Annotated in this window: 9 protein-coding genes and 2 pseudogenes; 5 read left to right on the top strand and 6 right to left on the bottom strand. The window is 71.1% G+C overall.

Annotated features, from left to right (window positions below; all coding sequences use genetic code 11):
• The 5 genes and pseudogenes from C1I98_RS40705 to C1I98_RS27790 form a co-directional block, all read right to left on the bottom strand.
• Positions 1–185: pseudogene (locus tag C1I98_RS40705) on the bottom strand (hypothetical protein); the annotation flags it as partial.
• Between the two features lie 208 nt (positions 186–393).
• On the bottom strand, positions 394–771 hold the full coding sequence (locus C1I98_RS45830) for a DUF6879 family protein (protein ID WP_368773548.1): 378 nt from the start codon (positions 769–771) through the stop codon (positions 394–396).
• 281 nt (positions 772–1,052) lie between these two features.
• Positions 1,053–3,185, bottom strand: a complete 2,133-nt coding sequence (locus C1I98_RS27780) for a (Fe-S)-binding protein (RefSeq protein ID WP_233508249.1) — start codon at positions 3,183–3,185, stop codon at positions 1,053–1,055.
• A gap of 120 nt (positions 3,186–3,305) precedes the next feature.
• Positions 3,306–3,944 (bottom strand): TetR/AcrR family transcriptional regulator, encoded by a 639-nt coding sequence (locus C1I98_RS27785; RefSeq protein WP_111170366.1) that lies wholly within the window; start codon positions 3,942–3,944, stop codon positions 3,306–3,308.
• A complete protein-coding gene (locus C1I98_RS27790; RefSeq protein ID WP_111170367.1) occupies positions 3,941–4,759 on the bottom strand; it encodes a sugar phosphate isomerase/epimerase family protein in 819 nt (272 codons plus the stop codon). The genes C1I98_RS27785 and C1I98_RS27790 overlap by 4 nt, the downstream gene beginning before the upstream one ends.
• A 136-nt stretch (positions 4,760–4,895) precedes the next feature.
• On the opposite strand from C1I98_RS27790, the gene C1I98_RS27795 reads away from it, so the two are divergent.
• From C1I98_RS27795 to C1I98_RS27815, 5 genes are all read left to right on the top strand, one after another.
• A complete protein-coding gene (locus tag C1I98_RS27795) occupies positions 4,896–5,594 on the top strand; it encodes a class I SAM-dependent methyltransferase (protein WP_111170368.1) in 699 nt (232 codons plus the stop codon).
• Positions 5,595–5,663: 69 nt separating this feature from the next.
• A complete protein-coding gene (gene radA, locus C1I98_RS27800) occupies positions 5,664–7,067 on the top strand; it encodes a DNA repair protein RadA (protein ID WP_111170369.1) in 1,404 nt (467 codons plus the stop codon).
• 110 nt (positions 7,068–7,177) lie between these two features.
• Positions 7,178–8,260: a DNA integrity scanning diadenylate cyclase DisA gene (gene disA / locus C1I98_RS27805; protein ID WP_111170370.1), complete on the top strand. Its 1,083-nt coding sequence runs from the start codon at positions 7,178–7,180 to the stop codon at positions 8,258–8,260.
• A gap of 122 nt (positions 8,261–8,382) precedes the next feature.
• On the top strand, positions 8,383–9,570 hold the full coding sequence (locus C1I98_RS27810) for a pentapeptide repeat-containing protein (RefSeq protein WP_158558208.1): 1,188 nt from the start codon (positions 8,383–8,385) through the stop codon (positions 9,568–9,570).
• 81 nt (positions 9,571–9,651) lie between these two features.
• Positions 9,652–10,296, top strand: a complete 645-nt coding sequence (locus tag C1I98_RS27815) for a class I SAM-dependent methyltransferase (protein ID WP_199537266.1) — start codon at positions 9,652–9,654, stop codon at positions 10,294–10,296.
• Here C1I98_RS27815 and C1I98_RS41770 read toward each other — a convergent pair.
• Positions 10,293–10,689: pseudogene (locus C1I98_RS41770) on the bottom strand (hypothetical protein); the annotation flags it as partial. The gene C1I98_RS27815 and the pseudogene C1I98_RS41770 overlap by 4 nt on opposite strands.

Consider the following 10,689-nt stretch of genomic DNA (forward strand, 5'->3'; position numbering starts at 1 on the left):
GGCCCCCACTCCCCGAGCGGCACCCGCCGCTCCTCACCACTGCCCCGGCGGCGTAACACCAGCTCCGCGCCCTGCCCGAGCGGTCGATCCACGGCGAGGCGCAGCGAGAGCACATCGGCCAAGGTGACCTCGGCATCGGTGACCACGACGCGCACCCGCCAGCCCTCCCCCTCGAATTGAGCCACGCGTCTGTGAGGTTACCGTGATTCTTCCGTAATGTGGAGAAGCCGCTTTGTCCAGACTTAACCAGCCTCGCCCAAAGCCTGGCCGGTTAGGGACACAGAACCGGGCGCTCCCCGCGCCGACCGCCGCCGGCCGGATCACCGGCCCGCCACGCGCACCGACCGACGACGAGGAAGGAGCAGGCACGGCGGCGCTCAAGGTCGGCCGCGGTCAGGCCGGCTTGTAGTCCGCATGATCGATGGCCCGCTCCCAAACCGCATCGAAGGCGGGCGTGCAGAGCCGGATCACGGAGGGATCATCACACAGCTCGTCATCCAGGATCGAGCCGTCACCGGCGAAGTGATGAAATCTGATGAGCCGGTCATCGAACACCCAGAAATCGTTGCCGGGCAGCGCCAGATCGGATGCCTGACGCCATGGGAGCCACTTCACCCGCTCACCGGCCGCGATGTTGTACTCCTGCGTCAGGGCGTACTCATATCTGATGTAGTCAGCGAGTGGCTCGGAAACGATGCGCGCCCTGCGAAACTCTTCGGCGCGCGGAGCGCGGGGCCGCCGGAGGCGGGGGTAGCGCCCCGAAGGGGCGATAGGGCTGGTGGGTTGGGTAACGGCGAGAGAGCGCCAAACGGCGCGATGGTCCGGAAAGGGGCCGTTTTAGCCGGTGCTGGAACGGCGAGGGGCCGCGACGCACGCGAAATGCCGGGCATAGGGCGCAACAGAGCACGGCGGGGCGGGGGTAGGGGGCCCCGCCGTACAGGGACCCGGAGCAGGACACACGGCACACGAGGAGCGCCCACGTCGGGCGGAGCCCGACACCGGGAAAGCGTCCGAGCGGAGCGAGGGCCGAGCCCTTCGGGCCTGTGAAGCTCTTACGGGGTGGGGGTGGGTTCGCCCTTGATGGAGCGGATGAGGAGTTGGGCCACGTCCACGACCTCCAACGACTCCTTGGCCTCGCCCGCGTTCTTCTTCTCGCTGATCGCGTCCCCCAGCATCACCAGGCAGAACGGGCAAGCCGTCGAGACCCGATCCGGATCGGTGGTCAGCGCCTCGTCCACCCGCTCGGTGTTGATGCGCTTGCCGATCCGCTCCTCCATCCACATCCGCGCGCCCCCCGCCCCACAGCAGAACCCCCGGTCCTTGCACCGGTGCATCTCCTGCGTGCGCACCCCCGGCACCTTGGCCATGATGTCGCGCGGCTGGGCGTAGACCTTGTTGTGCCGCCCGAGGAAGCAGGGGTCGTGGTAGGTGATCTTCTCCTCGATCGGGGTGATCGGGGTGAGCTTGCCCTCCTCCACCAGGTGAGCCAGCAACTGGGTGTGGTGGACGACCTCGTACGTGCCGCCGAGCTGCGGGTACTCGTTGGCGAGGGTGTTGAAGCAGTGCGGGCAGGTGGCGACGATCTTCTTCACGCCCGCGTCGTTCAGGGTCTCGATGTTCTGCTGGGCGAGCATCGAGAAAAGGAACTCCATACCGAGCCGCCGCGCCGGGTCGCCGGTGCACGCCTCCATCGGCCCCAGCACCGCGAACTTCACCCCCGCGATGTGCAGCAGTTCGGCGACCGCCTTGGTGGTCTTCTTGGCGCGGTCCTCCAGCGCGCCCGCGCAGCCGACCCAGAACAGGTACTCGGCGTCCTCGGGCATCTTGTCCTCGACCAGCGGAACCTCGAAGTCCAGCTCCTCGATCCACTCGGCGCGCTTCATCTCGGACATCCCCCACGGGTTGCCCTTGTTCTCCAGGTTCTTCAGCATCACCCCGGCCTCGGAGGGGAAGCTGGACTCGATCATGACCTGGTAGCGCCGCATGTCCAGGATGTGGTCGATGTGCTCGATGTCCACCGGGCACTGCTCCACGCAGGCCCCGCAGTTGGTGCAGGACCACAGTACGTCGGGGTGGATCACGCCGTCCTCGCCCACCAGCGGCTTGCTCGCCAGCGCGAGTACGTCCTCGGGCAGGTTCTCGCGTTCGGCCTCGCTCGCCATCAGGTAGGGGGCGATCTTGAAAGCGTGGTCGCGCTGGTCGAGGATCAGCATCTTCGGGGAGAGCGGCTTGTCGGTGTTCCAGGCGGGGCACTGGGACTGGCACCGGCCGCACTCGGTGCAGGTGTAGAAGTCCAGGAAGCCCTTCCACGAGGTGTCCTCGATCTTGCCTCGGCCGAACACGTCGGTGTCGGGGTCGGCCTCCTCGAAGTCGAGGGGCTTGCCGCCGCTGCGCATCGGCTGGGCGGCGCCGTTGCCGTCCGGGCGGCGGGAGAACAGCACGTTCAGGGGGGCGGTGAAGATGTGCAGGTGCTTGGAGTTCAGCACGATGACCAGGAAGACCAGCATGACGCCGATGTGCAGGAGCAGGCCGACGTGCTCCAGCGTCTGGTTGGCGCCCGCGCCGAGCGGGCGCAGCAGGGCCGCCGTGGCCTCGGAGACGAACGCGCCGCCCTGGTAGGGGAAGGCGCCGGTGTTGATGGCCGCGCCCCGGTACAGGAACATCGTCCAGATCACGTTGAAGATCATGATCAGCACGAGCCACGCGCCGCCGAGGTGGGAGCCGGAGAAGCGGGAGTCCCGGCCGAGCGTCTTGGGGGAGTTCTTCGCGCGGATGACGGCGAAGGCGGCCAGGCCGATCAGCGCGGCGGCGGCGATGAAGTCCTGGAGGAAGCCGAGCACCGCCCAGGTGCCGATCAGCGGGATGTGGAAGTCGGGGGTGCCGGTGATCCCGCCCTGGATCAGCGCGCCGTACGCCTCGATGTAGACGGTGAGCAGGATGAAGAACGCCCACATCACGAAGAAGTGCGCGGTGCCGGGCGCCGTCCACTTGAGCAGCTTGCGCTGCCCGAAGACCTCCACGAGCTGGGCCTTCAGCTCGGCGCCCGCGTTGTCCCTGGCGTACGCCACCCGCTCGGGCGCCGGTTGGCCGGCCATGGCGAGCCGATAGAGCCACAGTGCGCGACGGGCCGCCAGCGCCACCGCCACGGCGGTCATCACGAGTCCGATGATCGCTACCAGGAGCACCTGGACCTCCCACAACTACCTTGGCTGTCAGCGTAGACCGCCGCACGCCCACAACGGCGACAGGGCACCAGGCTAGAACAATGCTCGGTGTATTGTGCGGGTGGGGGCACCCCCGCCTGGTCAGTCGCCGGCGATGTACCGCTGGATGGCCGGTCCGACCAGCTCGGCGACCTCTTCGATACCGGCCGAGGCGAGCGGTTCCAGCCGCACGATATAGCGCATCATCAGCATCCCGAAGATCTGCGAGAACGCCGCTTCCGCCCGCATCGGCGACACTCCGGCGACCGCCATCACCCGCCCGAGGATGGCCCGGGTGATGAACTCCCTGATCATCGCCAGGGCCTGCTCGTTGGTCATCGCGGTACGCATCAGCGCCAGGATCGGCTCGCGGGCCGCCGGCTCGGCGGTGACCGTCAGGATCTCCTTGACCAGCCGGTACCCCACCTGCTCCCGCGGCCCCTCAAGTACGCGGGTCACCACCTCACCGGGGTCGGCGGGCAGCCGCATCGCCGCGACGAAGACGCCTTCCTTGCTCTCGAAGTAGTGGTGGACGAGGGCCGGGTCCACCGCGGCCTCCCGGGCGATGCCCCGGATGGTGGCCTTGTCGAACCCCTTCTCGGCGAAGATCTTGCTGGCCGCCGCCAGGATCTGGCCGCGGGTGTCGGCGGCGCCCGGTCGCCTGCCGGGACGCCGACGCGCCGCCGTACCGCTCTCGTGCTCTTGTGCCGTTCCCGCCCGCCCGGCGGCGGACTCGCTCATGCGCCGGCCGTGGACGCCGCGAGGTGCAGGCGGGCGAAGGCCAGCCCCTCGGCGAGGTCGTCCACCCGCTCGCTGCGGCTCGCCGCCTTGCGCGTGTTGATCTCCAGCACCACCAGCCCGCCGTAGCCGGTCGTGGCCAGCCGTTCCAGGATCGGCGCGCAGGGCTGGTTGCCCCGGCCGGGCACCAGGTGCTCGTCCTTGTTGGCCGTGCCGATGCCATCGGCCAGGTGCAGGTGGGCCAGCCGGTCGCCGAGCTTGGCGGCCATCTCCAGGGCGTCGGTCCCGGACACCGCCGTGTGCGACAGGTCGAGCGTCACCTGCGGAAAGTCGTGGTCGACCGGGTTCCAGCTCGGGGCGTAGGGCACGACCTCGTTGCCGCGCGCCCGCAGCGGGAACATGTTCTCCACCGCGAAGGCGACGTCGGTCTCCTCACGCATCCGGGCCAGGCCGGTCTCGAAGTCGCGGGCGTAGTCGCGCTGCCACCGGAACGGCGGGTGTACCACGACGGTGCGCGCACCCAGCCGCTCGGCCGCCTTCTGCGCCCGCACCAGTTTGGCCCATGGGTCGCGGCCCCACACGCGCTGGGTCACCAGAAGACAGGGCGCGTGGACGGCCAGGATCGGAAGCTGGTAGTGATCGACCAGCCGTTCCAGGACATCGACGTCCTGGCTCACCGGGTCGGCGCCCACCATGATCTCGACGCCGTCGTACCCCAGCCTGGCCGCCAGCTCGAACGCGTCGGGCGTGCGCTCGGGGTAGACCGACGCGGTCGACAGCGCGATCTTGGCACTGGGCACCCGGAGCACGTCACTCACTTCGCGACCTCATTCGGTAGACACCGCATTCGGTTGACACCGCACATAAGCCAGACTAAGCCGGTGCGCCGAACAGCGGCGTCATAGCATCCGTGGGGCACGTCACTCGCCCGGGAAGCGCGTAAGGTTCGACACCATGGGTCGGATCGCCGAAGGGGCCATTCCCAGCCCTAACATCTGGAACAACCCCCGGACCTACGAGCTGGAGAACCGCGCGGTCGATCCGGAACGCCGGGCCGACGCCGCGTTGGCCGAGATCAGGCCGCTGACCGGCGCGGTCGTGCTCGACATCGGCTGCGGCACCGGGTTCCACCTGCCGTCGTTCGCCGCCGTGGCGCGCGAGGTGGTGGGGGTCGAGCCGCACGGCGACCTCGCGGCGCTCGCCGTACGGCGCTGCGCGTCGCTGCCCAACGTCAGCGTCCGCGCCGGATCGGCCCAGGCGCTGCCGCTGCCCGACGCGTCGGTGGACGTGGCCGTGGCCCGCTGGGCCTACTTCTTCGGCCCCGGCTGCGAGCCCGGCCTGGTCGAGCTGTCCCGCGTCGTACGGCGGGGCGGCGCGGCCTTCGTGATCGACCTGGACGCCACGCGCGGCGCCTTCGGCCGGTGGTTCAGCCGTACCGTGCCGACCTACTCCACCCGCGCCGTGGAGGACTTCTGGACCCGCCAGGGCTGGCAGCGCCGCCCCCTCGACCTGCGGATGGTCTTCGACCGCCGGGCCGACCTGGAGGCGGTGCTGCGGATCGAGTTCACGCCGGAGGTCGCCGACCAGGCCATCGCCGAGACCCCCGGCCTGGAGATCGCCTACCCCAACGTGCTGCGCTGGAAGTGTTACTGAAGTTCGTCCGCCGGTTCGTCGGCCGGTTTGTGGGCCGGTTTGTCGGCGCGGCCCGCTAGCCTGCGGTGCATGGCCAAGACTGCGCAAAAGCCCGGCTACCGCTGCGCGGAGTGCGGGTGGCGTGCCACCAAGTGGGTCGGGCGCTGCGGCGAGTGCCAGGCGTGGGGCACCGTCGAGGAGGAGGGCGCCAAGGGCGGGGTCCATGTGGCGACCGCCGGGGCGGTCACCGCGCCAGCCGTGCCGATCGGGCAGGTCAGGGCCGAGATCGCGGCGGCCCGCACCACCGGGGTCGGCGAGCTGGACCGGGTGCTCGGCGGCGGCCTGGTGCCCGGCGCGGTGGTGCTGCTGGCCGGCGAGCCGGGCATCGGCAAGTCCACCCTGCTGCTTGAGGCGGCGGCGCGGATCGCCCACGCCGAGACCGTCCTGTACGTCACCGGCGAGGAGTCCGCCGCCCAGGTCCGGGTGCGCGCCGACCGCATCGGCGCGCTGCAGGACCGCCTCTACCTGGCCGCCGAGACCGACCTGTCGGCGCTGGTCACCCACGTCGAGCAGGTCCGCCCCGACGTGCTGATCGTCGACTCGGTGCAGACCATCGGCTCGGCGCAGTCCACCGGCGTGCCCGGCGGGGTCACCCAGGTGCGCGAGGTGGCGGGCAACCTCGTGCGGCTGGCCAAGGAGCGCGGCATGTCAACCGTGCTCGTCGGCCACGTCACCAAGGACGGCTCCATCGCCGGTCCGCGCGTCCTTGAGCACCTGGTCGACGTGGTGCTGCACTTCGAGGGCGACCGCCACTCCCGGCTCCGGCTGGTCCGTGCGATCAAAAATCGGTTCGGCCCGGTCGATGAGGTCGGCTGCTTCGACCTGCACGAGCGCGGCATCGACGGGCTGACCGACCCGACCGGGCTGTTCGTCTCGCGGCGCGGCGAGCCGGTGCCGGGCACGTGCGTCACCGTCACGGTGGAGGGCACCCGCCCGCTGCCCGCCGAGGTCCAGGCGCTGGTGGCGCGCACCGAGGCACAGCAGCCCAGGCGCACATCCTCGGGGCTCGACCCGTTCCGCGTCACCATGGTGCTCGCCGTCCTGGAGCGCCGGCTCAACGCCCGGCTGAGCGGCTGCGACGTCTTCACCGCCACGGTCGGCGGCATCCGGCTGGGCGACCCGGCGGTCGATCTGGCGGTGCTGCTGGCGGTCGCCAGCGCGGCCGGTGACAAGCCGCTGCCGGCCGGCATGGTGGTGCTCGGCGAGGTCGGGCTGGCGGGCGAGCTGCGCCCGGTCCGCGACGTGCGCAGGAGGCTGTCGGAGGCGGCCCGGCTGGGGTTCTCCCGGGCGCTGGTGCCAGCCGGATCGCTCGACGTCCAGGAGGGCGGCCCGGCGTCGCTGGTGCCGGTGGGCGACCGTACGGCGAGCCTGGCGTCCGGTTTCGACGTCACGGAGGCGGAGCACGTGTGGGACGCGCTTCGGCATGTCACCTGACGTTCCACCGGCCGTGCCACGAGACCCGACCGATCTCCTGGCGCGCCGGTAAGCTGGGGTGTGGTAAAGCGCGGCGGGGGTCATGCGTAGGCGGGACCAGCGGGGGTCATGTGGCAACGAACGACAAGGGGATCGACGAGCGGCGAAGAGCCACCCTTGCCGAGGTCGCACCCGGCACCGCGCTGCGCGACGGCCTTGAGCGGGTCCTGCGCGGGCACACCGGTGGCCTGGTGGTGCTCGGCTACGACAGCACGGTCGAGCAGTTGTGCAGCGGTGGCTTCGAGCTGGACATCGACTTCTCCGCCACCCGGCTGCGCGAGCTGGCCAAGATGGACGGCGCGATCGTGCTGCGCGACGACTACAAGATCGTGCGTGCCGCGGTGCACCTGGTGCCCGACCCGTCGATCCCGACCGACGAGGCCGGCACCCGGCACCGCACCGCGCAGCGGGTGGCCAAGCAGACCGGCCGCCCGGTCATCTCGATCAGCAAGTCCATGCGGATCATCGCCCTCTACCTCGACGGCATCCGCTACGTGCTGGAGGAGTCCGCGGTCATCCTGTCCAAGGCCAACCAGGCCCTGGCCACCCTTGAGCGCTACAAGCTCCGGCTCGACGAGGTGTCCGGCACGCTGTCCGCGCTGGAGATCGAGGACCTGGTGACGGTCCGCGACGTCGCGGTGGTGGCGCAGCGGCTGGAGATGGTCCGCAGGATCGCCCGCGAGATCGAGGACTACGTGGTGGAGCTGGGCACCGACGGGCGGCTGCTCACCCTCCAGCTCGACGAGCTAGTGGCCGGGGTCGAGCCCGACCGCGACCTCATCGTCCGCGACTACCTCCCGGCCGGCGGGCGGCGCCCGCGCAAGGTCGCCGACGCGCTGCACGACCTCGACCAGCTCTCCCAGAGCGACCTGCTCGACCTGTCCAAGGTCGCCCAGGTGCTCGGCCACACCGGCGCGGAGGCGCTGGACACCCCGGTCAGCCCGCGCGGCTTCCGGCTGCTGGCCAAGGTGCCGAGGCTGCCGGGCACGGTCGTCGATCGGCTGGTCAACCACTTCGGCGGGCTCCAGAAGCTGCTCGCGGCCAGCATCGACGACCTCCAGTCGGTCGGCGGCGTCGGCGAGGCCAGGGCGCGCAACGTCCGCGAAGGGCTGTCCCGGCTGGCCGAGTCCTCCATTCTGGAACGTTACGTCTGAACGTCTGACCTCCGCGTCGATAACCGGCGGTGCGCCCGGTGCCCCGACGGCGAATTGCCGCCATGATCGGCAAATCCATCACCCGGCCGCCGGTCCTCGGGCACCGTGAGCCTGTGCGACTCATGCGTGATCCCGTGAAACTGGCCCTCACCGCGGCCGGGCTCGTGTTCCTCACCGCGCTGGTGTGGGTGCTCGGTCCCGGCGCGCTGTGGGTGCTGGAGCACATCGACGGCGTCGGAGGGCTGGCCGGCAAGGAACTGGCGGCGGCGATCGACGCCACGCGCGGCCGGGCGCTGACCATGGCCACCGGTACGGCGGCGCTGGTCGCCGTCTACTACACCGCCCGCAACGCCGACACCGCCCGCCGTACGTTCCAGCTCGGCGAGCGCGGCCACGACACCGACCGGTACGGCAAGGCGGCCGAGCAACTCGGCCACTCCCAGGCCCCGGTACGACTGGCCGGCCTGTACGCGCTGGAACGGCTGGCGCAGAACAACCCCGACCTGCGGCAGACGATCGCGGACGTGATCTGCGCCTACCTCCGGATGCCCTACCACCCGCCCAGGGAGGAGGAACGGCTTCACAGGATCCGCGGCGCGCAGCGTGCCTACCACGCCCGTCTGGCCCGCCGTCCGGCCCCCGCGCAGGGCCGCGACCCGCACGAGGAGCGACAGGTCCGGCTCACCGCCCAGCGCATCCTCGCCGACCACCTGCGCCGCCGTACATCGCCGCCGCAGGGCCGCCGGGCCCGCGCGGCCACGCCGGCCGACCGCTTCTGGCCCGGCATCCGCCTCGATCTGACCGGGGCCACCCTCATCGACTTCGACTTCCAGGACTGCCGCGCGGCGTCCGCCAGGTTCAGTGACGCGCTGTTCTGGGGCGACACGGTGTTCCGCGCGGCCCGGTTCGAGCAGGAGGCGGAGTTCGGCGCGGCGGAGTTCACGGGCCGGGCGAGGTTCGGCGGGGCGGAGTTCGGCGGCCGGGCCGGGTTCGGCGAGGCGAAGTTCGCGGGCCGGGCGGACTTCCAGGCCGCGGTGTTCTCGGGGTCGGCCCGGTTCGGCAAGGCCGGGTTCGCGCAGAGCGCGGAGTTCGGCAGGGCGGTGTTCACCGGCCGCACCGACTTCGAGGAGGCGGAGTTCGTGCGCGCGGCGGGGTTCGGGGCGGCGACGTTGCTGAGCGACGCGCGGTTCCAGGTACGGCGGGGCACGGACCAGACGGCCACGGACGGCACGGCGATGACGTCCGTCGCCGCGCCCCCGGCGCACCGCTCGCCGGAGTCCCTGCCGGGGGAGGAGGCCGGCCGGGTGTGATAACCAGGTGGCCAGGTGAGCCGGGAGGGGCAGAATTGATAGTCCGACCTGGTTCGCCTGAGGGGAGAGAAAGTGATGGCATTGGGCAAACCTCTGCATGATCACCAAGAGCACGCCGACCATGGCGGGACGATCGACCGTCCGCGCGCCTACGAGATCGTGTCCCGGGCCGGTTTTCTCGGGCGGCGGCGCGAGATGTTCACCCGGCTGGCGTCCCTGGCCGGGGTCCGTCCCGGGCATCGGGTCCTCGACGTCGGCTGCGGCACCGGCTACCTGAGCCGGATCATCTCGCCGGTCGCCGGGGCCGATGGGTACGTGACCGGCATCGACCCGTCCGTCGCGATGATCGACCACGCCCGCGAGCGGGCCCCCGCCAACTGCTCCTACCAGGTGGGCGAGGGTCAGGCGCTCGACTTCCCGGACGCCTCCTTCGACGTGGTGGTCTCCAGCCTGGCCGTCCACCACATCCCGGCGGACGCCCGCGCGGACGCCGCGCGGGAGATGTTCCGGGTGCTGCGGCCCGGCGGGCGGGTGCTGATCGCCGAGTCCAGGCCGCCGGGCAATCCGCTGCTGGCCCGGGTCGCCGGGGCGCTGTTCGGCCCGGCCATGCGGCACGACCCGCGTGACCTACTGGCCGGGCTGCTGCCCGACGCGGGCTTCACCGTCGAGGACGAAGGCGAGCTGCCGATCATGCTCTACTACGTGCGGGGCGTCCGCCCGGCCTAGCGGAGGTGGAACACCGCCTTGGGCGGGCTTTGCAGGTCATCGGCGTAGACGGCGGCCACGTAGGTGCCGGGGCGCGCCCCCGGGCGGGCCGTACCACAACGGCCGCCCGAGCGGTGCCGGTCCCATTCGACCGGGCGCACATAGGGGATGCCGCGCTCCAGGCGCTTGATCTCGACGGCGTCGCCGCTGATGCAGTCGGACGTCGACCAGATCCGGTCGGCGCCCGAGGTGATCCTGACCTCCAGGGCGCGTGGCCCGACGTCGGCCTTGCACATCACGTCGCCGGTGTTGACCAGGGTCACCACGAACTTCGGCCGCGTGCCGCCCGGGTAGATCTGCTGCTCGCCCTGGAGGTTCAGCACCAGGTCGCTCTTGGCGCACGGGTCGCCGGGG

This window comes from Spongiactinospora gelatinilytica (assembly GCF_003236385.1).
In the GTDB taxonomy this organism is placed as follows: Bacteria; Actinomycetota; Actinomycetes; order Streptosporangiales; family Streptosporangiaceae; genus Spongiactinospora; species Spongiactinospora gelatinilytica.